The organism is Streptomyces sirii, from assembly GCF_045690365.1.
Lineage (GTDB): Bacteria > Actinomycetota > Actinomycetes > Streptomycetales > Streptomycetaceae > Streptomyces > Streptomyces sirii.
In genome coordinates this window covers 5,825,646-5,848,434 of record NZ_CP147982.1, presented here as the reverse complement: position 1 = coordinate 5,848,434, position 22,789 = coordinate 5,825,646, and the positions used below count along the sequence as shown (strand labels likewise).

At 71.8% G+C, this 22,789-nt stretch carries 23 protein-coding genes; 5 read left to right on the top strand and 18 right to left on the bottom strand.

The genetic code is table 11. From position 1 onward, the window contains the following. Window positions 1-69: 69 nt before the first annotated feature. The 3 genes from WAB15_RS26485 to WAB15_RS26475 all read right to left on the bottom strand — a co-directional run bounded on the left by WAB15_RS26485 (window position 70) and on the right by WAB15_RS26475 (window position 3,882). Window positions 70-789, bottom strand: a complete 720-nt coding sequence (locus WAB15_RS26485; protein ID WP_407287784.1) for a transglycosylase SLT domain-containing protein — start codon at window positions 787-789, stop codon at window positions 70-72. Between the two features lie 438 nt (window positions 790-1,227). Further along, window positions 1,228-2,562, bottom strand: a complete 1,335-nt coding sequence (locus WAB15_RS26480) for a PhoH family protein (RefSeq protein WP_399150476.1) — start codon at window positions 2,560-2,562, stop codon at window positions 1,228-1,230. A 522-nt stretch (window positions 2,563-3,084) separates the two neighbouring features. Next, entirely contained in the window at window positions 3,085-3,882 is a 798-nt protein-coding gene (locus WAB15_RS26475; protein ID WP_407287783.1) for an isoprenyl transferase, read from the bottom strand. 123 nt (window positions 3,883-4,005) lie between these two features. Here WAB15_RS26475 and mgrA point away from each other — a divergent pair, with 123 nt between their 5' ends. Beyond that, window positions 4,006-5,037 (top strand): L-glyceraldehyde 3-phosphate reductase, encoded by a 1,032-nt coding sequence (gene mgrA, locus WAB15_RS26470; RefSeq protein WP_399150474.1) that lies wholly within the window; start codon window positions 4,006-4,008, stop codon window positions 5,035-5,037. 177 nt (window positions 5,038-5,214) lie between these two features. Here the strand turns inward: mgrA and WAB15_RS26465 are convergent, their stop codons facing one another. After that, a complete protein-coding gene (locus WAB15_RS26465; RefSeq protein WP_399150532.1) occupies window positions 5,215-5,940 on the bottom strand; it encodes a prepilin peptidase in 726 nt (241 codons plus the stop codon). 91 nt (window positions 5,941-6,031) lie between these two features. Between WAB15_RS26465 and WAB15_RS26460 the strand changes: the two genes are divergently transcribed. Beyond that, window positions 6,032-6,391, top strand: coding sequence for a DUF192 domain-containing protein (locus WAB15_RS26460; RefSeq protein WP_407287782.1), 360 nt, complete (start codon window positions 6,032-6,034; stop codon window positions 6,389-6,391). 16 nt (window positions 6,392-6,407) lie between these two features. Here WAB15_RS26460 and WAB15_RS26455 read toward each other — a convergent pair whose 3' ends face one another. Beyond that, the gene (locus WAB15_RS26455; protein ID WP_407287781.1) at window positions 6,408-6,818 is read right to left on the bottom strand and encodes an ArsR/SmtB family transcription factor; all 411 of its coding nucleotides are present in this window, start codon (window positions 6,816-6,818) and stop codon (window positions 6,408-6,410) included. A 127-nt stretch (window positions 6,819-6,945) separates the two neighbouring features. Here WAB15_RS26455 and WAB15_RS26450 point away from each other — a divergent pair, with 127 nt between their 5' ends. Beyond that, window positions 6,946-8,199, top strand: a complete 1,254-nt coding sequence (locus WAB15_RS26450; RefSeq protein ID WP_407287780.1) for an MFS transporter — start codon at window positions 6,946-6,948, stop codon at window positions 8,197-8,199. Between the two features lie 26 nt (window positions 8,200-8,225). Here WAB15_RS26450 and WAB15_RS26445 read toward each other — a convergent pair whose 3' ends face one another. From WAB15_RS26445 to WAB15_RS26385, 13 genes are all read right to left on the bottom strand, one after another. Further along, window positions 8,226-8,804: a TetR/AcrR family transcriptional regulator gene (locus WAB15_RS26445; RefSeq protein ID WP_407287779.1), complete on the bottom strand. Its 579-nt coding sequence runs from the start codon at window positions 8,802-8,804 to the stop codon at window positions 8,226-8,228. Window positions 8,805-9,259: 455 nt separating this feature from the next. Further along, window positions 9,260-9,901, bottom strand: a complete 642-nt coding sequence (locus WAB15_RS26440) for an OmpA family protein (RefSeq protein ID WP_407287778.1) — start codon at window positions 9,899-9,901, stop codon at window positions 9,260-9,262. A 13-nt stretch (window positions 9,902-9,914) separates the two neighbouring features. Then, window positions 9,915-10,502: a hypothetical protein gene (locus WAB15_RS26435; RefSeq protein WP_407287777.1), complete on the bottom strand. Its 588-nt coding sequence runs from the start codon at window positions 10,500-10,502 to the stop codon at window positions 9,915-9,917. 73 nt (window positions 10,503-10,575) lie between these two features. Further along, window positions 10,576-11,283 carry a pilus assembly protein TadG-related protein gene (locus WAB15_RS26430; RefSeq protein ID WP_407287776.1) on the bottom strand — a complete coding sequence of 236 codons (708 nt, stop codon included), beginning with the start codon at window positions 11,281-11,283 and terminating at the stop codon, window positions 10,576-10,578. 17 nt (window positions 11,284-11,300) lie between these two features. Then, window positions 11,301-11,465 (bottom strand): membrane protein, encoded by a 165-nt coding sequence (locus WAB15_RS26425; protein WP_018089307.1) that lies wholly within the window; start codon window positions 11,463-11,465, stop codon window positions 11,301-11,303. Between the two features lie 434 nt (window positions 11,466-11,899). Beyond that, window positions 11,900-12,793, bottom strand: coding sequence for a DUF5936 domain-containing protein (locus tag WAB15_RS26420; protein WP_407287775.1), 894 nt, complete (start codon window positions 12,791-12,793; stop codon window positions 11,900-11,902). A gap of 18 nt (window positions 12,794-12,811) precedes the next feature. Continuing rightward, window positions 12,812-13,801 carry a type II secretion system F family protein gene (locus WAB15_RS26415; protein WP_407287774.1) on the bottom strand — a complete coding sequence of 330 codons (990 nt, stop codon included), beginning with the start codon at window positions 13,799-13,801 and terminating at the stop codon, window positions 12,812-12,814. After that, the gene (locus WAB15_RS26410; RefSeq protein WP_399150133.1) at window positions 13,798-15,138 is read right to left on the bottom strand and encodes a CpaF family protein; all 1,341 of its coding nucleotides are present in this window, start codon (window positions 15,136-15,138) and stop codon (window positions 13,798-13,800) included. Before WAB15_RS26410 ends, WAB15_RS26415 begins: the two co-directional genes overlap by 4 nt. Then, window positions 15,135-15,743, bottom strand: coding sequence for a TadE/TadG family type IV pilus assembly protein (locus tag WAB15_RS26405; protein WP_407287773.1), 609 nt, complete (start codon window positions 15,741-15,743; stop codon window positions 15,135-15,137). Before WAB15_RS26405 ends, WAB15_RS26410 begins: the two co-directional genes overlap by 4 nt. After that, window positions 15,740-16,123, bottom strand: coding sequence for a TadE/TadG family type IV pilus assembly protein (locus tag WAB15_RS26400; protein WP_407287772.1), 384 nt, complete (start codon window positions 16,121-16,123; stop codon window positions 15,740-15,742). The genes WAB15_RS26405 and WAB15_RS26400 overlap by 4 nt, the downstream gene beginning before the upstream one ends. 3 nt (window positions 16,124-16,126) lie before the next feature. Beyond that, window positions 16,127-17,587, bottom strand: coding sequence for a CpaE family protein (locus tag WAB15_RS26395; protein WP_399150136.1), 1,461 nt, complete (start codon window positions 17,585-17,587; stop codon window positions 16,127-16,129). Between the two features lie 13 nt (window positions 17,588-17,600). Then, entirely contained in the window at window positions 17,601-18,317 is a 717-nt protein-coding gene (gene cpaB, locus WAB15_RS26390) for a Flp pilus assembly protein CpaB (protein ID WP_399150137.1), read from the bottom strand. Between the two features lie 77 nt (window positions 18,318-18,394). Beyond that, window positions 18,395-19,708 (bottom strand): hypothetical protein, encoded by a 1,314-nt coding sequence (locus tag WAB15_RS26385; protein ID WP_407287771.1) that lies wholly within the window; start codon window positions 19,706-19,708, stop codon window positions 18,395-18,397. A 315-nt stretch (window positions 19,709-20,023) separates the two neighbouring features. Between WAB15_RS26385 and WAB15_RS26380 the strand changes: the two genes are divergently transcribed. Further along, window positions 20,024-21,055 (top strand): chitinase, encoded by a 1,032-nt coding sequence (locus WAB15_RS26380; RefSeq protein ID WP_407287770.1) that lies wholly within the window; start codon window positions 20,024-20,026, stop codon window positions 21,053-21,055. Between the two features lie 337 nt (window positions 21,056-21,392). Then, complete coding sequence (locus WAB15_RS26375) at window positions 21,393-22,742, top strand: M14 family metallopeptidase (RefSeq protein WP_407287769.1); 1,350 nt, start codon at window positions 21,393-21,395, stop codon at window positions 22,740-22,742. The last annotated feature ends 47 nt before the right edge of the window (window positions 22,743-22,789 follow it).

The window sequence follows — 22,789 nt, the reverse complement described above, 5'->3', positions numbered from 1 at the left end:
GGGATGCGCGAAACCCCCGACGCGGTCGCGTTCGGGGGTTTCGGATGTGCCGTGGTGCGGCCGGCGGGCCTAGTACCAGTTGTTGGCCTGCCAGAACGACCAGGCGCCGCAGGGGCTGCCGTAGCGGTCGTTCATGTAGTTCAGGCCCCACTTGATCTGGGTTGCCGGGTTCGTCTGCCAGTCGGAGCCGGCCGAGGCCATCTTGGAGCCGGGCAGCGCCTGCACGAGCCCGTAGGCGCCCGAGGAGGCGTTGGTGGCCTGGTAGTTCCAGCCGGACTCGTGGTCCACTATGTTGCTGAAGCACTGGAACTGGTCGCCCGCCACCATCTGACGTGCGATGGCCTGCGTGTCGGCGATGGAGTACGAGCTCTTGCCGACCAGGTCGCCCAGGTCGTCGCGCGCGTCGGAGCGGGACGCGGCCAGCTCCTTCTTCTTGCGCGCCTCGGCGTCCTTCTTGGCCTTCGCCTCGTCCGCGGCGTCCTTCTTGCTCTGTGCGGTCTCCGCGGCTGCCTTGCGGGCGGCTTCCTGTGCGGACTTGAGGGCTGCCGCGTCCGCCTGGGTGGACTGGTCGTCCGCCTGCTGCGTCAGGGAAGCCGTCTGCACCTGCGCCTGAGCGCCCGCGGGGATGTCGGCGATCGTCGCATCGGCAGCGGCGGCCTCGGCGTTGCCGACCGAGGCGGGCTGTCCTGCGGCGACGCCGACTACGGCGCCGACGGTGGTGACCGCGGTGGCGGATGCCACGGCGAATCCCCGGACCGAGATCCGGCTCACACGTTTTCCTTCCAGCATCGCCCGCTTAGGTGACCTCGCGGACGCAATCGTGCCCCTGACGCTGGCCTCCCCTTGTTCCGGTCCCTGTTGAGCGGGCGGGACCGACTGGTCACGGGAGGCACTGGCCCGGTACGTCCCCCTCGGGGTCCGCGTGGTGCTTTCGGGCGGCATACGACGACTCGCTATGAAGTTCGTGGATTTACACCTCCCCCGGTCTCACGTTCGCTCGACCGGAGGCACCCCGAGGGGTGTGTGTGCCGTATGCGGGGCCTGACAGGACCCAGACTCTGCCCGAACGACACACCGGGAATCAATTCCCGGCCGGGTGTGAAAGCTCACACCTTGTTTGCCTCCAAGGATTTCCGGATATCCGCACGCAGCAGAACGCCGCCCGGCTAAGCTCCTTCGCCTCACCGGGCGGCGCGACCCCACAGAGGGTCAGATTCGGACAATCGGTCAGATCCGGCCGTCCTCCAGCATTTCGGTCACCAGTGCCGCAATCGGCGACCGCTCCGAGCGGTTCAGCGTGACATGCGCGAAGAGCGGGTGCCCCTTCAGCTTCTCGACGACCGCGACGACACCGTCGTGCCGGCCGACCCGGAGGTTGTCGCGCTGGGCCACGTCATGCGTCAGCACCACCCGGGAGTTGGCCCCGATCCGGGACAGAACCGTCAAAAGCACATTCCGCTCAAGGGACTGGGCCTCGTCCACGATGACGAACGCGTCGTGCAGCGACCGCCCCCGGATATGGGTCAGCGGCAGCACCTCCAGCATGCCGCGCCCCACCACCTCTTCGATGACGTCCTTCGTGGTCACCGCGGACAGCGTGTCGAAGACGGCCTGCGCCCAGGGGCTCATCTTCTCCGCCTCGCTGCCCGGCAGATAGCCCAGCTCCTGCCCGCCGACGGCGTACAGCGGGCGGAACACCATCACCTTGCGGTGCTGCCGGCGCTCCAACACGGCCTCCAGGCCCGCGCACAGCGCCAGCGCCGACTTGCCCGTACCGGCCCGGCCACCCATCGAGACGATGCCGACCTCGGGGTCGAGCAGCAGGTCCAGCGCGATCCGCTGTTCGGCGCTGCGGCCGTGGATGCCGAACGCCTCCCGGTCGCCGCGCACCAGCCGGACCGCGCCCTCCGCGGTGACCCGGCCGAGCGCCCGGCCGCGCTCGGACTGGAGCACGAGTCCGGTATGCACCGGAAGTTCGGAGGCTCCCGGTACGTACGCGGTCTCGTCGGCGAACAGGTCGTCCACCTGGTCCGCGGGGACGGTCAGCTCGGCCATGCCCGTCCAGCCGGAGTCGGTGATCGCCAGCTCGGCGCGGTACTCCTCGGCCAGCAGGCCCACCGAGGACGCCTTGATGCGCATCGGCAGGTCCTTGGAGACGACCGTGACGTCGAACCCCTCGGCCTGGAGGTTGCGGGCGACGGCGAGGATCCGCGAGTCGTTGTCGCCGTAGCGGTGGCCGTTGAGGAAGGCCGCCGGCAGGATCCCGGGGTCGGAGTGGTTCAGTTCGACCCGGAGCGTTCCGCCGAGCTCCCCGATGGGGATGGGCGCGTCCAGCCGCCCGAACTGGACTCGGTACTCGTCCAGCAGCCGCAGCGCCTGCCGTGCGAAGTAGCCGAGCTCGGGATGGTGCCGCTTGGCCTCCAACTCCGTGACCACCACGACCGGCAGCACGACCTCGTGCTCGTCGAAGCGGGCCATGGCGCCTGGATCCGCCAGCAGCACACTGGTGTCGAGGACATAAGTGCGCCGGTCGTTCACACGGCGCTGCTTGCTGTTCACCACGGGTGGACGAACCCCCTCGGATGAGGTTGGGGTGCGACGGCGTCGCGGGGCGGTGTGCTCCCGGAGGGCGAAGCCCCCGGGACCCCCGGCCATCTTGTGACCGGACCGGGCTCAGGCCACGACGTGCGGGCCGAGCGCCGGCCCCTCGCGTCGCCCGTGCGGTGCGCACGGCTCTCCGTGATGTGCAAAGGGCCTCCCGGGCGGACGGCCCCATGCCGTCCGCTGAGATGCGGCGCCCGATGGCTTGTTCCGGACGCCGACCTGGAAGGGATATTCCCTCGAACCCCCGCCCCCATGCCACGGCATATGACGCACGGGCGATGAACCTTTGGTTACGCCTGATCACGAGGGAAAGCGGAGCCCACCGGGGTGACCGCCGGGAGAGGGTGCGTCAGAAACGCACCCGCCGCGGGTCCGTGGCGGTCCCGCGGCCGGACGGCCCGGAGCCGCCTCACGCGGCGCCGGGCGTTCGAGCCGTACGTCCTGGAACGAGCGGGTACGCCCCGGGACGAGCCGTACGCCCTAGAAGCCGTAGCGGCGGTGCCGGGCCGCGTAGTCGCGCAGCGCGCGCAGGAAGTCGACCTTCCGGAAGGCCGGCCAGAAGACCTCGCAGAAGTAGTACTCCGAATGGGCGCTCTGCCACAGCATGAAGCCCGACAGCCGCTGCTCGCCGCTGGTACGGATCACCAGGTCCGGGTCCGGCTGACCGCGGGTGTAGAGGTGCTCGGAGATCAGGTCGATGTCGACGATCTCGGCCAGCTCCTCGAAGGAGGTGCCGCGCTCGGCGTGGTCCAGCAGCAGCGACCGCACCGCGTCCGCGATCTCCTGCCGGCCGCCGTAGCCCACGGCCACGTTCACCAGAATGCCGCTGTTGTCGACGGTGGCCTGCTCGGACTCCTTGAGCACCTTCTGGGTGGCCTCGGGGAGGAGGTCCCGGTTGCCCACGTGGTGCACCCGCCAGCGGCCGTCGGCGGCCAGATCGCGCACGGTGTTCTCGATGATGCCCAGCAGCGGGGTCAGCTCGGCCTCGGGCCGGTCGAGGTTGTCCGTCGACAGCAGCCACAGCGTGACGACCTCGACCTCGGTCTCCTCGCACCAGCCCAGCAGTTCACCGATCTTGGCGGCACCCGCCTGGTGGCCCTGCTCGGCGGTCCGCCCGTCGGCCCGCGCCCAGCGGCGGTTGCCGTCCAGGATGACGCCGATGTGCTTGGGCACCTGGGCGTGGTCCAGGCGGCCCTCCACCCGTCGCGCGTACAGCCGGTAGACCAGATTGCGCAGTGCAGGCGGATACGGGATGCGCACCCCGGAAGTTCGCAGCATGTGTGGTCCAGCCCCTCCGTGCCGAATGGCGGTCGCCCCGTCGCCTCAAGTGGGCAACTTTACTTCTCGGCTGTCACAACAGCCCAATCAGGTATGTCACAGGTACGTGATAGGGAGATGAGCATGACTGGCACCGACTACCGCGCCGCGGATTCCCGCTACGACTCGATGAAGTATCGGCGAACGGGCCGCAGCGGACTCAAACTCCCCGCGGTCTCCCTTGGACTCTGGCACAACTTCGGGGACGACCGCACCCTGAGCTCCCAGCGCGCCATCCTGCGCCGGGCCTTCGACCTGGGCGTCACCCACTTCGATCTGGCCAACAACTACGGTCCGCCACCCGGGTCGGCCGAGCTGAACTTCGGAAAGATCTTCGCGCAGGACTTCCGCGGCTACCGCGACGAGATGATTCTCTCGACGAAGGCCGGATATCTGATGCACCCGGGCCCCTACGGCGAATGGGGTTCGCGGAAATATCTGCTCTCGTCACTGGATGCGTCGCTGAAGCGGATGGGTGTCGATTACGTCGATATCTTCTACTCGCACCGTTTCGATCCGGACACTCCGCTGGAGGAGACGATGGGCGCGCTGGCGTCCGCGGTCCAGCAGGGCAAGGCGCTGTACGCCGGGGTCTCGTCCTACAACGCCGAGCAGACCCGTACGGCGGCCGGCATCCTGCGCGACATGGGTGTCCCCGCGCTGATCCACCAGCCCTCGTACTCGATGATCAACCGCTGGATCGAGGACGACCTGCTGCTGGACACCCTCGAGGACGAGGGCATGGGCTGCATCTCCTTCGCTCCACTGGCGCAGGGCATGCTCACCGACAAGTACCTGCACGGCATCCCCGAGGGCTCCCGGGCCTCCCTGGGCAAGTCCCTGGACCCGAACCTGCTCTCCGACGAGGTCGTACGGCGCCTGCGCGGCCTGAACGACATCGCCGCCCGTCGCGGCCAGTCCCTGGCCCAGCTCGCCCTCGGCTGGGTGCTGCGCGACGACCGGATGACCTCCGCCCTCATCGGCGCCAGCAGCGTCGCCCAGTTGGAGGCCAATATCGCCGCCCTCGACGCTCCCAGGATCACGGACGCCGAACTGGCCGAGATCGACGAGTTCGCGAAGACGACGGACGGCGTGAACATCTGGGCCCGGCGCTAGGCCGGCCGCGGAAACAAAAGCGGGCCGGTCCGTGGGGGGGATACGGACCGGCCCGAGGGGGGGTTTCCACCATAACCCCGCGAAGGGTGTGCTGCGTGCACCGGCGCGCGCCACGGCGTGGCCCAGATCACTCCGGCGGGTGCGGGCGGCTTCGCGCGGGACGGGAGCGGGGGTGGGTCAGTCGGCCGCGGCGGCGCCCAGCAGCAGCCCGCCGAACGCCCCAATGATCATGAATGGCCCGAGTGGCATGGCCGTTTTGCGGGCGCCGGGCCGGACGAGCAGCAGCCCCGCCCCGTAGAGCGCGCCGAGCAGCACCCCCGCCGCGCCTCCGGTGACGAGGGTGCGCCAGCCGTACCACCCAAGGGCGACCCCCAGTCCGGCCGCCAGCTTGACGTCCCCCAGCCCGATGCCCGACGGGTTGACCACGTAGAGCAGGAGGTAGGCCGCGGCGAGGAGCAGACCGCCGAGCAGCGCCCGCCGCCAGGCCCCGGTCTCCCCCGTCAGCAGGCCGACCAGCCCCAGCGCCCCCGCCAGGATCAGCACGAGCGGCAGCGTCAGCGCGTCCGGGAGGCGCCGCACCCGCCAGTCGACGATCGTCATCAGCACCGCGACCGGCGCCATCACCAGCCAGGCGGCGAGTTCCGGCCGGGGCCCGGTGACCACCGCCAGGGCCGCGCAGACCGCGGCGGTGGCCGTCGCCGTCGGCAGCGCCCCCGGCCCGTACGCGCCGCACCGCGCACAGCGCCCCCGCCCCAGCCAGCCGCGTGCCGCCCCCGTGATCGGATGCCCGCCGGGACAGACCGCGCGCCACTGCTCCTCGGGCTCGACGGCCATCCGGTGGGCGGGTCGCGGTATGAGCAGCCCGGCCGCGGCCCCGTAGGCGGCGGCGAGAACCATCAGCATCAGTGCCACCCGCCGACCCTAGAGCGTGTCCGGTGGCCCCGCGCCCCTCAAGGGTGGGCCGGGCACCAGGGGAGCTGATAGAACGCTGCGCATGGCGCGTTGGGAGAACGGACCGGGGATGCTGCACGGCGCGGACACCGCCATTCCGGTGGAGATCGCGGCGTCCTATCGCGCCCGCACCCGCGGCCTGCTGGGCCGCGACGGCATCGAGGGGGCGCTGCTGCTGACCCCTGCGAGCGGTGTGCACACCTTCCGGATGCGGTTCGCGATCGATGTCGCCTATCTGGGACGGGACTTCACGGTGCTGGCCGTACGCACCATGCGGCCGGGCCGGCTGGGCCGCCCCCGCCTGCGCGCCCGGCACGTGCTGGAGGCGGAGGCCGGCGCGATGTCGCGGTGGGGCCTGCGCCCCGGCCTGCGCCTTACCGTCGAGGCGGCCGGCTCGCGCTGACCGCCGCGCCGCGCGCTCACTCCCGCCAGTCGGCGACCAGGGCCAGCAGGCCGGGGAACCGGGCCTGGAGATCGTCGACCCGGACATGGCTGCGCCGCTCCAGCCCGTACTGCCGCTGACGGATCAGACCGGCCTCCCGCAGGGCCCGGAAGTGGTGGGTGAGCGAGGACTTGGGCCGGTCGAGGCCGAACCAGCCGCAGGTGTGGTCGAAGGCCTCCGACTCCAGCAGCAGCGTGCGCACGATGCGCAGCCGCAGCGGATCGCTCAGCGCGCCCATGACGGATTCCAGCCGCAGGGCCTCGCGCGCCGGCTCCGGCAGCGGATCGGGCGCGTCGGGCGGGACGGGCCGCTGGAGCGCGGCGATATCGAGCCGCGCCGCGCCGCTCTCCTCCACCTCTTCGGTCCGTGCCGCTGTCCTGGACGACATCCGGCGCTCCTCCCTCTCGACCACCGACCGCTAGTACGACTTGCATCGTACTGCTACTGCCTGTACGAATCTCCTCGTACCGCTTGTACGAATCATCTCGTACTTGCTGGATGAGGAGGGGACCCCCATGCCCGAAACCCGCACCGCGCCGCCGGCCCGGACCGCGACACCACCCGCACCGGAACCCGCACCCGCACCGCCGCCCGTCCGCGAGATCTGGTTCGCCGCCTGGCCGGTGGTCGCGATCTTCACTCTGTCGAACGCGGCGATGCCGCTGTACGGGGTGTGGCAGCGCCGACTCGGCTTCGGATCCGGCACCCTGACGCTGATCTACGCCGCCTACGTGGTCGGGCTGCTCGGCGCGCTGCTGGTGGCGGGCGTGGCCTCGGACCGCCTCGGCCGCAAGCCGGTGCTGATCCCCGCGCTCCTGCTGGCCGTCACCGCCTGCCTCGGCTACGCCACCGCGCCCTCGGTGGCCGCGCTGGCCATCGCCCGGCTGCTGACCGGTGCCGCCACCGGCGCCGCCGTCTCCGCCGGGATGGCCGCGGTCACCGACATCGCGGCGGGCCGCCGGATCGGTCCGCTGCTGGCCTCCACCGCGATGGTGCTGGGCGCCGGGATCGGCCCCGTACTGGCCGGGGTGCTGTCGCAGACCGCGCCCGCGCCGACCGTCACCGTCTTCGCCGTCGAAGCGGCCCTGCTGGCCACGGCGTTGGCGGTGGTGGCCAGGATGCCGCTGCCGCGACGACGGCCGGGGACCGGCACCGGGGCCGCCCGCCCGCGGTCCTGGGTGCGGCTGCCGGCGGTCCCGCGCGACAACCGCCGCCATCTCGCCCTGGGACTCGCGGCGTTCGCCCCGGGGATCAGCGCCACCGCCTTCGTCCTGTCACTCGGACCGTCCCTGCTGGCCGGACTCCTCGGTACGGCGAACCGCGCACTGGCGGGCGGACTGGCGCTGGTGATGTTCCTGGCGGCCGCCGGTGTGCAGTTCGCGGTGCGGCATCTGACGGTCCGTACGGTGCTGCTGACGTCCGGCGCGGCCACCGTCGCCGGCACCCTGGCCCTGGTCGCCGCCGTGCACACCGCCACGCTCCCGCCGCTGGTCGCCGCGGTGGTCCTGGCCGGCGCGGGCCAGGGCGCGGGCCAGCTGGGCGGCCTGACCCTGCTCAGCCGCGAGGTCCCGGCGACCCGCCGCGCGGAGGCCAACGCGGGTCTGAACGCCGGGGGTTACCTCCTCGCCGGCGTCCTCCCGGTAGCCGACGGCTACCTCAGCGACGCCATCGGCCTCCCGGCGGCCGCCACCGTCTTCGGCCTCGTGGTGGCCGCACTCGCCGCGGCGGGCGCGCTCCTGGTGACCGTACGGGGTGCGGACGCCGGGTGAAGGGGGTACGGCGCGGGCCGGCCCGCTCAGATCGCGGTCAGCGCCGCGTCCGCGACGCTCTGGAGCGCCGACCGGTCGACCCCGGCACGGGCCGAGACCCGCAGCCCGCCGATCGCGGCGATGACCAGGTGCGCGAGGGTGCGGGGGTCCTTGTCGCGCGCGATGTCGCCGTCGCGCTGGCCGGACTCGATCACGGCGCGGATCGCCTCCAGCCGTACGCCGTAGTCCCGCTCCAGCGAGGCCGCGACCGACGGATCGTGGGCCGACACCTCGACGCAGGTGTTGACGACCAGGCAGCCGCGGCCGTCCGCGTACGCGGCCTCGTCGTCGATCACCCGCTGGAGCAGCGCGCGGAGCTTCGGTCGCGCGGGCAGCTCGCCCTCCAGCAGCTCGAACAGCTCGCCGTTCTTGAACTCCATATAGCGGGCCAGGGCCCGCTCGAAGAGGTCGTGCTTGCTCTTGAAGGTGTTGTAGATGCTGCTGCGACCCAGGCCTGTGGCGTCGCACAGGTCCTGGGTGGAGGTCGCCTCATAGCCGGCGGCCCAGAACGCGTCCATCGCGGCGTCGACGGCCCGCGCCTCGTCGAACTTCCTGGGTCGCGCCATGGCGCGCATTTTAGCAGTTATTGGATCGGGCAGTCCAAATAGCCGCTGTGCGCTTGGGGCTGCTTCCCACGTTTTCGGCTGTCCCGCCGTGGGGGTTTCTCGCCGTTGCGCCTGCGGCGGGCTGTTGCCGCTGCGCGGGGCTGTTCGGCTGCCGGTGACGGGCCGGAGGGGTAGGGGTGTGGGACTGCTGCGCTTTACGTCCCACACCCCTACCCCTCCGGCCCGCCCCCTCCCGTTGGGGGTGGGAGAAGAACGGTGGGGGTGGACGTCAGCCTTCGTGTGCCGACAGTCGACGGATCAGGCCCGCCCCCACCGGGCCTTCCCACTCCCACCCACGGGAGGGGACAGACCGTAGGACGGAGTCCGTAGGGCTGTCACCGCACCCGACAAACCCACGCCCGCCGCCAGGCGCAACGGCGAACAACCACCACGGCGCCGCAGCCGACAACGTGGGATCAGCCAGGCCCACCGGCCCGAGGGAAGCTGACCTCCACCCGCCGGTTCTTCTTGCGGCCTTCCTCCGTGCCGTTGTCCGCGATCGGGTACTGCTCGCCGTAGCCGCGGATCTGGAAGGCGACGGACGAGCCGAGGTCCTTGGCCAATTCCTGCTGGACGGCGTTGGCGCGCTTGCGGGACAGCGTCAGGCCGTGGCTCGCCGAGCCGAGGTTGTCGGTGAAGCCGAAGACCCGCAGGCTGGTGGCGTGCTGCCGCTTGATCTCGGCGGCGATGGTGGCGATCCGCGACAGCGCGTCCGGCGACAGCTCGGCGCTGTCCTTGCCGAAGAGGACCTCGGCCTGGAGCGCGAAGGTCACGTTGTCGTTGGTGTCCTGCCGGCGCTCGGAGCCGTCGTCGGTCTCGACGATGGACTTGATGTTGAGGACTTTGGACGGGGCGAGCTTGGCCCCCTGGACCATCCGCAGGTCGGGGTCGCCGGGGTCGATGCGGACCGGAGGGTTGGAGTCCTCGGTCACGCCCGGCGGGTCGGCGTGGGCGGCGGGGGCCGTGAGCACCACGGTCAGCAGCAGGGCGACGGCGGCGGTGACGGCGGTACGGGCGCGGGGCGCACGCGGGGTCCGGGGCAGCTGGGTCACGGTCATCGGCGCGGCCCGCTCAGTCCGTGATCTGCACGCTGGCCGGCGGCATGGTCGGCAGCTGGAAGTCGACCTCGGTCACCTTGGCGGGCGGCGCCGGGAACTGCGCGAATATCGGGCGGCTGGCGCCCGGCATCAGGCCGCTCAGCCCGGTCGTGCACAGGCACTCGCCGTTGGTGTCGCGCAGCACCAGATATCGCTTCTTGCCCGCCTTGTCGACGAGGGTGGCTCCGGAGATGGAGGAGCGGGAGCGCAGCTCGGTCTCGTTGGAGCGCCAGTCGATGGCGTTGAAGGCGCGGCTGCCGTGGTTGGTGACCGTGCCGTTGACGGTGACGAAGCCGCCGGAGTCCCGGACGACGGAGCTGAGCGTGACCACCACGCCGTCGGGGCCCTTCATCTCGCCGATCACCTTGGCGGAGTCGGCCGCGGGCGTGCCGGGACCGCTGTCCTTGGGGGCGTGGCTGCGGGCCGGCGGCTTCTTGTCGTCACTCGCCCGCGAACCGCCGTCACCGCCGCCACCACAGCCGGCCACGACGAGCGCCAGGCCGACAGCGCTCGCCATGGCGACCGCTCCCCTGGCGGTCTTCGTGGTGCGCCGAATGCTCATGGTTGCGATTCCTTCGATCGTCGTGTGGTCGGTCGGGTCGGTGCGGTGGCGGTCGGGGTGGTGCGGGGCCGGCTCAGCGGGCCAGGCGTACGGAGAACAGGTCGGAGGCGTCGGGGAGATCCTGGAGGCTCTCGGGGTCGAGCGTCCACCCCTTGCCATCGCAGGTGATCTTGATGGCGGCGGGCTCGGGGGCGTCCTTGCCTTCCTTGCCGTCGTTGCCCTTCCCTCCTGGGTCGTCGGCTCCCTTGCCCGGCTTGCCGGGTGTGCCGCCGTCGTCCTCGGCCGGGTCGAGGGCGCAGCGCGGCCTGACGACCGAGGTCGCCCCGGCCGACGCGTGCTTGCTCTCGGTGCCGGGGATGACCGAACGGCCCACGGTGTCGCTGGTCTTGATGGTGACGGCGAACGAGGTGGGCCAGGAGTCCGGGGTGCAGGAGGCGACCTCGGCGTCGTTGCGGCCGGCGAACCAGTCCGCGCTCGCACAGGCCCCCTCGGACGGGGCGCCACGCCCGTTCAGCAGGTCCTCCCAGGCGGCCCGGTCGCTGTCGTACCGCCCGTCGCGGAGACCGTCGAGCACGCCCTTGGCAAGCAGTTCGCGGTACTTCTGGCCGGCGGCGAGCGCGGCCGCGTCGGCGGCGGTCTGCGCGCCGTTGCGGGTCGCCGCCGCCTGGCCCACGGCGAAGAACGCGAGCGCGAGAAAGAGCAGGCCCCCGACCGCGACAATGTACAGCGGAAAGGCCTGCCCGGCGTCGCGCCGGCTGCGGCGCGTGATCGTGGCCGTCACGGCGGCGGTGGAAGAGCCTAGATACCGACGACGTCGGAGATCTTGTTGGCGATGGCGTTGGCGATCTGACTGCCGAAGTCCGTGGTCGACAGGACCAGGACGATCGCCACGACCACCGCGATGATGCCGAGGTACTCGATCGAGGTCTGTCCCCGGTCGTTCCCCAAAATCCGCTTCGCCATCGAATTCCCCTCCATGGGCGGCCGTACCGCTCTGGTCCGGCTGGTCTGCCCCCGTGGTGTCGGCGCGTTCGTCCGCGCTCGTGACACGAGAAAAGTACGCCGGAACAGCGTTCCCGGAACAGGGATTCCGAACCCCTTCCTCTTCAAAGGGCACGGGCAAAGGACACAACGGCGCGATTTGGCGACTCAGCCACACCCTGTCCACCCCCGCTCCCCCTTCGGGACGCTGCCCCGCTCCGATGCCCATACGGGCCGGCGGGCCGCGGCGCACCGCGGTGCGGACCCGGCCGCCGGCCCACCCACTGTGGCACAACTCGTTGCTCCTGCGAAGGCGTTGTCGAGAAGCGCACGGCGAACCGTACGCATCCGGCCGGGTACGGGGCGCTGCCGCCGGGCGCACCCGCCGCGTTCGGCCCGTGGCGGGTGCGGCACGGTCAGTCGCCCATCAGGGAGCCGAAGTTGGTGCCCGAGCCGAGGAAGAAACCGGCGATGAGCAGGATCATCGTGGCCGGGACCATGAAGGTGGTGACGACCATGGTGGCCTTGGGGACCGCGCGGGCGGCCCGCCGCCGGGCGTTCTGGGCGTCGGTGCGCCGCATGTCGTTCGCGATCTGGATCAGGGTCTCGACGATGGGCGAGCCCAGCTCCTCGCCCTGCTGCAGGGCGGTGACGAACTGGGCGACCTGTTCCGAGTCGTTGCGTTTGCGCAGTTCCTCGAAGGCGGCACGGCGGCTGACGCCCATGTCCATCTGCCGGAGCGTGATGCGGAGTTCATCGGCCCAGGGCCCCTCGTACTTCTCCGCGACGCGGTCCAGTGCCTGGCGGAAGCTCAGGCCGGCGCTGACGACGACGGCGAGCACATCCAGAAAGTCCGGAAGAGTGCGTTCGATGGTGTCCTTGCGCTGGCGGATCGCGGCCCAGATACCGACCTCGTTCCAGAAGAGGCCGAAGAGCACCATCAGGACGCCGAGAACCGGCTGGCCGCGCAGGAACATCACCAGCGCGCCGAAGAAGCCGAGGGCGCCGTAGACGGCGCGGCGGGCGGCGTAGCGGTCGACGGTCAGCCCGCCCGGGTTGCCCGCCAGGTCGATGCGGCGGCGGATGCGGGCGGTGCGCCTGTCGCCCATCAGGCGCAGCACGAGCGGCGCGTAGCGCATACCGGCCCGGTCCACGGCCGAGCCGACCGCCGTCGTACGGGTCGAGCCGACCTCCAGCGACAGCGCCAGATCGGGCGGCAGCCGGGCCTCGCGGCGGTAGAGGGCGATACCGCAGCAGATGCCGACGACCGAGAGCGCCAGGGCCGCGGCCAGCACAATTCCGATTCCCATACCGGCTTTCCGTTCCCGTTAGACGTCGATCTTGGACAGGCGGCGGATGAAGAAGAAGCCGAACCCGTAGAGGGCGAAGGCCACCACGACCGCGAGCTGGCCGAGGAACGACGAGGTCATCCGGTCGATGGCGCCGGGGGCGATCCGGTTCATCAGCAGCAGGGTGCCGATGCCGAGCAGCGGGACCACATAGGCGGTGACGACCACCTGGGAGAGCTGGGTGCGGACCTCACGGCGGGTCTCCTTGCGCTCCTCCAGGGTCTTGGTGAGGTTGCGCAGCGAGCCGACGACCGTGCCGCCGGCGCGGTTGGCGAGCACCAAGGTGGTGACCAGGACGACGAGTTCGCGGGAGGGGAGGCGTTCGGCCAGCTCGCCGAGCGCCTCGTCGATGGAGTGGCCGACGGAGAGCTTGTCGGAGACCTTGGCCAGCTCCTCGCCGGCCGGTGCCTCCAGTTCCTCGGCCGCCATGCCCAGCGCCGTGCGCAGCGCCAGCCCGGCCTGGGTGGCGTTGGCGAGGATCCGGGAGAGCTCGGGCAGCTGGTTGATGAACTTCTCGATGCGCTTCTGGCGCTGCCAGTTGAGGAACGCGAACGCCGCCCAGACCGCGACGAGTGCGGCGATCGGGCCGAAGAAGGGGGCGAGTACGGCCTGGGCGATCAGCCACAGGGCGAGGACGGCGGCGAGCATGCCGACGAAGAACTCGCCGGGGGTGACGTCCAGGCCGGTGGCGGCCAGCCTCAGTTCGAGGCGCCGGCCGAAGCGGGTGCCGCGCAGCGTGCGGTCCACGGACGGGAAGCGGCGCCGCCGTCCGGCCACCGGCAGCCCGTGGTCGTCGTCGAGCCGGTCGACGACGGCCTGCCGCTGGGCGCGGCCGGCCGCGTAGGTGCGGACGCCGGCGATCGCGAGCAGCCCGCACAGCAGCGTGGCCCCGATGGTGAGCTGGGAGAGGTGCGTCCCGGTGGCCGTGATCGGCCCCTCGGCGGCAGTGGTCAGGGCCCAGCCGGTCATGAGGTGGCCTTCCGGGTGGCGAGTTGGTCGTCGGTGGCCGCGACGCCGAAGGCGGGCGGGGTGGGCTCGCTCGCCATGAAGAGGCGTTCGGCGACCCGGCGGGGCAGCGGGAAGTAGCGGAAGCGGCCGTGCACGACGCGGTCGGCGCCCATCGGCTGGGCCTCGAAGCGGCAGACGGTGGTGATCCGGTAGTCCTCGTGGCCGCGTGAGCCGAGGATGGCGATCTCGCTGATCCGGCGGGAGCCGTCGGCGTGCCGGGTGAGCTGGACCAGGCAGTCGACGGCGCTGTTGATCTGGTCCCGTAGCGCCTCGAAGGGGATCTTGACGTCCGACATGGAAGCCAGCGTCTGCAGCCGCATCAGGGCGTCCTCGGCGCTGTTGGCGTGGACGGTGGCGAGCGAGCCGTCGTGGCCGGTGGACATCGCCTGGAGCATGTCGAGGGTCTCGCCGCCGCGCACCTCGCCGACGATGATGCGGTCGGGGCGCATGCGCAGGGAGTTGCGCACCAGGTCGCGGATGGTGATCCGGCCCTTGCCCTCCACGTTGGGCGGCCGGGACTCCAGCCGGATGACATGGGACTGCTGGAGCTGGAGTTCGGCGGCGTCCTCGACGGTGATGATCCGCTCCCCGTCGGGGATCAGTCCGGAGAGCGCGTTGAGCAGGGTGGTCTTGCCGGCGCCGGTCGCGCCGGAGACCACTACGTTGAACTTGGCGCGGACCAGCCCGGCCAGCAGCATCAGCATCTGCTCGTCGAGCGTGCCCATGCCGATGAGTTCGGCCAGGGTGTAGGCGCGCGGGAAGCGGCGGATGGTGAGCGTGGCGCCGTTCAGGGCGAGCGGCGGGATGATGACGTTGACCCGCTCGCCGGACGGCAGCCGGGCGTCGACCATCGGATTGGACTCGTCCACGCGGCGGTTGACGGTGGAGACGATCCGCTCGATGGTCTGCATCAGCTGCTCGTGGGAGGCGAACCGCACGGGGACCAGCTCGACCCGTCCGGAGCGCTCGACGTAGACCTGGTCCGGGCCGTTGACCATGATCTCGGTGATCGAGGCGTCCTCCAGCAGCGGCTCCAGGACCCCGAGGCCGAGCGCCTCGTCGACCACCCGGCGGATGAGCTGGGCGCGTTCGGCCGTCGAAAGCACCGGGCCCTCGCGGCTGATGATGTGGCCCAGCACCCGCTCCAGCCGCGAGCGGCGCTCGGCCGCGGCCAGCGAGGACATCTCGGCGAGGTCGATCTCCTCCAGCAGCTTGGCCCGGTAGACGGCGACCAAATTGCTGTCCTGACGCGCCTCACCGGCCGGCTCGGGTGCGACGATCCGGGCTTTCAGACTCATCGCAGGGGTGCTCCTAGTGCTCCTTGTACTTTTGCTGCGGCCGGCACTCCGGGTGCTCCTAGTGCTCCTTGTGCTTTTGCTGCGGCCGGCACTCCGGGTGCTCCTAGTGCTCCTTGTGCTTTTGGTGCGGCCGGCACTCCTGAAGCTCCTTCGTGCATACGCGCTGCGCTGGGTGTCTCGGTGCGGGGCATGGTGGCGCTGCGGCTGGCGGAGCCGAAGTCGACGCCGGGGATGAGGGAGGGGATTTGTACCGTCGCGGTCGCCCGGACCGCGCCGCCCCCGCCGCCCACGGTGATCGACGCGCCGTCGGCGACCCAGCCGGTCATCGCGGCCCGGCCCGCGGTCTGCGGATCGCTCTCGCGGTCGGCCCGGTCCATCGAGGCGGTACGGGCCGCGGCGCGCGCTCCGGTGCCGGCCTGCTGCACGGCGTACGCCGCCAGGCCCAACTGGACCACGGCCAGCGCGACCAACAGCAGGATCGGCAGGAAGCCGAGGAACTCGATGGACGCCTGGCCCCGGTCGCGGCCGTGGCCGCGCAGCCGGGCGGGGACGCGCGGACGGCGGCGGGGGGTGCCGGGGCGGCCGGGCGGGCGTGCGGCGCTCATCCTCGGTCCTCCTTCGCGGCGCCGGCCGTGCCGGTGACCGTCCACGGGAAGTCGCCGGCGCCGGGGAAGAGCACCGGGACCTTGATCCGGACCGTGGCCTTCCACAGGCCGGACCCGGTGCCGCACGAGGTCGAGGCGCCGGCCCGCCAGGCGGCCGGGAGCTGGTCCTCGGCCGCGGTGCGGCAGGCGCCCGCGCCGCCGCCCTCCGTGGCGGTGGCGGCCCGCGCGCCCCGGTCGGCGGAGTGCGCGGCGAGCGAGTAGGTGTACCCGACCAGCACGAACTGCCACAGCAGGACGAGCACCAGCAGGATCAGCGGGAGCAGCCCCAGGAACTCCACGGAGACCTGCCCGCGGTCGTTGCCGCCCAGGGGGCGCCGCACCGCTCAGCCCTCCTCGTACGGACCGGCCGGATCGAACGGCCCGGAGCCGCCGGCCGCCGCGGCCGGCCCCCGCCGCGCGCCGAACCGGGTGCCGGACCCCGACCCGGCCCCGGAGGCGGACCCCGACGCCGGACCCGAACCCGTCCCGGAACCGGAAGCCGCCCCCGCCGTGATGGCCTTGCGCTTGCGCCCCGTCAGCGACGGACGCGCCCGATGGCTGCCCCGCCCCTGCCGCGCGGCCGGTGAGTCCACCAGCCCCAGCTCGCCCGCCAGCGCCCAGAGCGCCTGCTTGACCGTCGACCGGCCGTCCAGATCCTGCATCCGGCCGGCGTCGACGCAGGGCTGCAACTCCTTGAAGGCGGCCGGGACATGGGTGCGGGCCACCTGGGTGCCGGTGGCCTTGGCGACCAACGGCGGCTGGATCTCGGTGCTGCGGGTGAGGCGGTTGACCACCGTCGTGGTGTCCTCGGCCTTGCGGATCTGCAGCCGGTCCCACAGCCGCACCTGCCGTTTGGCGGCGCGTACGGCGACCACGTCCGGGGTGGTCACCAGCAGGGCGGCATCGGCGAGTTCGACGGCGGCGGCGTTCGCGGACTGCATCTGGGAGCCGCAGTCGACCAGCACCACCTCGTAGCGGGAGCGCAGTGCGCCGATGATCTGGCGGGCCGCGCGGTCGTCGACCTCCTCGCCGCGCTCGCCCTCCTCCGGCGCCAGCAGCAGTCCCAGCCCCGTGTGGTGGTCGTGCACCGCGTCCTGGAGCACCCGTACGGAGATGTCCTGGATGCCCGCCAGGTCGACGATCGAGCGGCGGAACTGGACGTCCAGGTAGGAGGCGACATCGCCGGACTGCAGATCGAGGTCGACCAGTGCGACGCTGCGGCCCGCGGCCCGCGCGGCCAGCGCCAGCTGCACTGCGGTGACGGTCGTGCCGACCCCGCCCTTGGCGCCGGTGACGGTCACCAGCGTCCCGGCCGGCCCGGGGGCGGCCTCCGGGCTTCCCCCCAGGTGGACCCGTACGCCCGCCGACCACTGGGCGGCGGCCTGCACCCGGGCGGCCAACTCGTCGTAGCCGACCGGCAGTCCGACGATGCCCCGGGCGCCGGCGTCCATCGCCGCGGAGAACAGCGCGGGCCCGGCGTCCGTGGTGATCAGCACGACGCCGACCGCGGGGAAGCGCAGCGCCACCTCGCGGATCACCTCCAGCGCCGGTGTCGGGCCGATCCGCTCATGGACCAGCACGACCTCGGGGAGCGCCTCGACGGCCGAGGACGCGCCGCCGGCGGACGGGGCCTGGCCCGCGGGCGGGGCCCCACCGCTTCCGGCGGCGCCGGCCAGGGCGTCGAGCAGCGCCGCGGAGTCGGCGACGGCGGGCGCGGGTTCGGCGTCCGGCAGCTGGTCGAGCAGCGAGCCGACGGCGCGTGCGGCGTCCGGGTCGCCGATCGCGGCAAGGATGCGGATGGTCACCTGAGCCTCCCGGTCACTTGTCGCCGTCGAGGGTGTAGGTGCGCTGGCCGGGCGGGATGGCGGCCTCGTTGCCCGGGGCGAGCAGGGCGAGCCGTACGTGGGAGGCGAAGGACTCGGCGTACGCGACCCGCTGGGCGTCCTGGGTGTCCAGCGCGAAGGTGATCGGGACGGCCTCGCCGGCCTGCCGCCCTGTGGTGGTGTCGCCGGGGTCCTTGGCCTCCAGGGGCTTCAGCCTGCCGACGTCGATGACCTGGGCACCGGCGACGATGACCTTGGAGACCGGCTTGTCCTCGGGGCGCTTGCCCTCGAAGGTGGCGTAGATGTTCACCCGGGCACCGGGGTTGATCTTGCCGGCCACTCCGGTGGCGGCGTCGATCATGATGGCGATCTCCTGCTGCCCGGGCTTCAGCGCGGGCCGCTCGACGATCATGTCGACCTGGAGCAGCGAGCCCTTCTTGAGCGGGGTCACCGCGATCTTGCCGCTGACCTTGTCCAGGTCGGTCACGGCGGTCGGCGGCAGCCAGCGCTGCGGCATCCTCACCTTTTCGAACTGCCCCGGATCCAGCGGTTTATAGGCCGCGACATCCGTCCTGAGCCGGTACGCGGTCTTTTCGGGGCCGACCTTGGACTCGACGTTCTTGATCACCGACAGTACGCCGACGAACGCGCCGACCGCGCACAGGAGCGACAGGACCAGCAGGATCACTCCGCGGCGCTGACGTGAGTTCATGGGGCAGGGACCTCGATCGGGACGGGGGACGGGGCGGGCGGTCGTCGTGGGTGAGGGCGGTCGGGGGCGCGGCGGGGTCAGCGCGCGCGGGCCACCGTGCGCGGCGCGCCGGAGACGTCATGGCGGCCGGACAGGTCGGGGTGGCCGGGCGGGTCGGGAGGACCGGCGAAGTCGGGGTGGCCGGGCAGGTCCCAGCGGCCGGGGGCAGCGGGGCCGTCGCAGGCGTAGGGGTTGCCCGGCACGGGGCGTCCGGACCCGTAGGGGTTGTCCGGAACTGGGCCGCCCGGACCGCCCGTTACGGCGCCCGGCCCGCGGACGTCCAGCTGCCCGGGTCCGGTGCCGCCGGGCGCACCGCCCCGTACGCCCGTGGCGCCGGGCACCCCCGAGGGTGCCACCGGGGACAGGCCGCGCTCCGTCCACGGCGCGGGCGGCTGCCCGGATTCCGCGGCCGGGTCCTGGGCGGGTGCCGGCTGCGAAGGCGTGGCCGGAGCCGGCGCGGTGCCCGGCTCCGGCGCCGCTATGGCCGCGGGGTGGCGCCCGGACGACCCGCCCCGTGCACTCTGCTCCCGCGCCAGCGGCGCCGCGCAGAACGCGCAGCGGTCGCCGAGGACCTCCAGACCGCACCAGCCGCACTCCGCACGCCGTACCGACGCCACCAACTGGCGCAGCACGGACGGATCGGGGATGGCCGCGGCGAACTCGATCAGCTTCTGGGTCCCCCACCACCGGGCGGACTCCGCCGGCAGCCGCTCCTCGTACGCCGCCTGCACCTGCCAGGCCGGGGCGAGCGAGGCGGTCACCCACTCCGCGGTGAGCTGGCCGCGGGCGACCGCGAGCTGGGTGGCGAATCCGGGGGCCGGCAGCCCGGCCTGGGTGCTGTGCCGGTCCAGGTGCAGCAGCTGCGGTTCGGGGTTGGCCAGCACCGCGAAGTGCGCGCCGGGCAGCCAGGACTTCATGTGGGAGCGCAGATCGACCTCGACCCGGTCCAGGCCGCTGACGCTGCCCAGCAGGGCGCCCGCGTGGATGTAGTGGCTCAGCAGCCGCGCCGAACTGGCCAGCACCCCGGGGCTGAAGCCGCACAGCGACAGCTGCCGCAGCTGCCGGGCGAGCAGCGCCACGCCCAGCGGCGGCAGCGACACCGGCACGATGGCGACCCGGTCGCTCTCCAGGACGGCGCGCAGGGTGTGCAGCCGGCGGACGTGCTCGGGCGGGCAGGCGGAGGAGTACAGCGCGATGAGGTGGCCGTGATGCTCCAGCACGGCGGCCAGTTCCGTCAGCGCGTCGTCCAGCGGCTGGCGCCTCGGCGCCTGGAGGACGACGGCGGCGGGGGTCTGCCGGTCGGTCGCCGGCAGCGCGAGGTCAGGGCTGGTGACTGCAATCGCGGTCGGCACGTCGCTCCCCCACTCCCTCCGGCCTCCGGGGGTCCCGGGACCGCGGATCGGCACAGCTCTGCGCCATCGGCGCCATACGCTCAGCACTTTATCCACAGAGATACGCCCCAGAGAACACGTTCTGGGCTACTCGTCATCACGAGCACCCCATAGGGAAATAGCGCATACCCCCCGAGCGACGACTACGGGAACACCGGCCCGCGTCCAGGCCCTTGACAGGCTCAATGGTCTGGACCACCTTGGACGGCAAGCGCAAGGGCCCCTGAATGCGCATCCGCACCACTCCCCCCAACTTCCCCCCACTCGGAGGCAGTCGTGGTTCGCGCACGATCAGGAAGAGTCACCAAGCGGCTGCTGGCCGGGCTGGCCGCCGCCGTACTGGCCTCGGCCGGCGCCCTCGTGGCCGGCACCGCCAACGCGGCCGAGGACCACCCCGCCCCGGCCCCGCCCGCCGCACACACCGCCGCCGTCCCCGCGCACGCCCTCACCGGCTACTGGCAGAACTTCGACAACGGCGCCACGGTGCAGAAACTCAAGGACGTCGACGACGCCTACGACATCATCGCGGTCTCCTTCGCCGACGCGACCGGCCAGCCGGGCGGCCTCACCTTCCACCTCGACCCGGCCGTCGGCTACGGCTCGGTCGACGACTTCAAGACGGACATCAAGGCCAAGCAGGCGGCCGGCAAGTCGGTGGTCGTCTCCGTCGGCGGCGAGAAGGGCGCGGTGTCCGTCAACGACGACGCCTCGGCCGAGAACTTCGCCGACTCCGTCAACGCGCTCATGGACGAGTACGGCTTCGACGGCGTCGACATCGACCTGGAGAACGGGCTCGACTCGACCTATATGACCAAGGCGCTCAAGGCCGTGCACGCCGCGCACGGCGACGTCGTGGTGACCATGGCGCCGCAGACCATCGACATGCAGTCGCCGCAGAACGAGTACTTCAAGACGGCGCTGGCCATCAAGGACTTCCTGACCGTCGTCAACATGCAGTACTACAACAGCGGTTCGATGAACGGCTGCGACGGGAAGGTCTACGCACAGGGCACGGTCGACTTCCTGACCTCGCTCGCCTGCATCCAGCTGGAGGGCGGCCTCGACCCGTCCCAGGTCGGCATCGGCGTCCCGGCCTCCTCGAAGGCGGCGGGCAGCGGATATGTGGCACCGAGCGTCGTCAACGCCGCGCTGGACTGCCTCACCAAGGGCAGCGGCTGCGGCTCCTTCAAGCCGTCGAAGACCTATCCCGGTCTGCGCGGCGCGATGACCTGGTCGACCAACTGGGACGCCGCGAACGGCGGTGAGTTCGCCGGCCAGGTGGGCGCACACGTCCACGGCCTCCCGTAGAGCGCCACCCCCCACAGCCAGGTCCCGCGCACCCGCGTGCCCGGGGCCTGGCTGCTCGCATGTCACGCCCCCGCGTCAGCTCACCTGCGGGGTCGCCGCCGGCAGTCGCTCAGCGCGACGGTGCCGGCGAAGTCCACCGCCTTGGTCTTGTGGTGCGCGCCGCGGTGCGCCCCGCGGCAGTCAATTTCCCGTAAACGACGTCAAGTTGAGGGATTCGACGGTCGGCGCCGGCCATCAGGCCCCCCGCACATATGGCCATCCCACACCTTGACCCAGCCATGCCAAGGCTCAACACTGACGCCGTCGCTTCGACTCACACCCCCCCACAGGAGACCGCATGCGACCACGAATACGCGGCGGACGCACCACCGTCCTCGCCGCACTCCTCTCCCTCGCGCTCGCCGGCCCGATCGCCGCGGCCGCCCAGGCGCAGAACGCCCCGACCGACCGACCCGCCGACGCCGCCCGCGCCGCCGAACTCCCCCACCAGTACGAGGTGACCGGCCCCGCCACCGCCGCGGCCCGCTCCGCCCTCGCCGCGACCGGCGTCAGCATCGACGAGGTCCACGCCCGGTCCGTCGTCGTCACCGCCGACCGGGCCCAGGCCGACCTGGTACGCCGACTCGGCCACCGGGTGCGCCAGTTGCCCGACCCGCCGGGCGTCGGCAAGGGCAGGCCGTCGAACCGCGTGAAGGACTTCCCGCAGGGCTACACCGGCTACCACACCTACGACGAGGCGACGAAGGAGATCGACGGCCTCGTCGCCAAGTACCCGGACATCCTCGGCAAGCAGAAGATCGGCACCTCCCACGAGGGCCGGGACATCATCGCCCTCAAGCTCAGCAAGAACGTCGGCAAGGACGAGAAGGAGCCCGAGGTCCTCTTCACCGCCCACCAGCACGCCCGCGAGCACCTCACCGTCGAGATGGCCCTCTACCTCCTGGGCGAGTTCACCTCGAAGTACGGCTCCGACGACCGCGTCACCAAGATGCTCGACTCCCGCGAGATCTGGATCATCCCGGACCTCAACCCCGACGGCGGCGAGTTCGACATCGCCTCCGGCGACTTCGCCATGTGGCGCAAGAACCGCCAGCCCAACGAGGGATCCAGCGAGGTCGGCACCGACCTCAACCGCAACTGGGACTTCAAGTGGGGCTGCTGTGACGGCTCCTCCGGCGACCCGGGCGACGAGACCTACCGCGGCCCCTCCGCCGCCTCCGCCCCCGAGGTGAAGGTCGTCTCGGACTTCGTCCGCAGCCGCGTCGTCGGCGGCGCCCAGCAGATCAAGACCGCGATCGACTTCCACACCTACAGCGAACTCGTCCTGTGGCCCTTCGGCTTCACCCACGACGAGACCGGCCCGGGCATGACCCAGGACGACCACGACGCCTTCGCCGCCATCGGCAAGAAGATGGCCGCCTCCAACGGCTACACGCCCGAGCAGTCCAGCGAGCTCTACATCACCGACGGCGCGATCGACGACTGGTTGTGGGGGGACCAGAAGGTGTTCGCGTACACGTTTGAAATGTATCCGTCGTCCTCCGGCTCCGGCGGCTTCTACCCCCGGGATTCGGTGATCGCGAAGGAGACGGCCCGCAACCGGGAGGCGGTGCTCCAACTGCTGGAGACCTCCGACTGCCCGTACCGCGCGATCGGCAAGGAAGACCAGTACTGCAAGACCGGTTGAGCGGCCGCCCGGTCCGTCCTGGACGGACCGGGCACCACCCGTGAAGC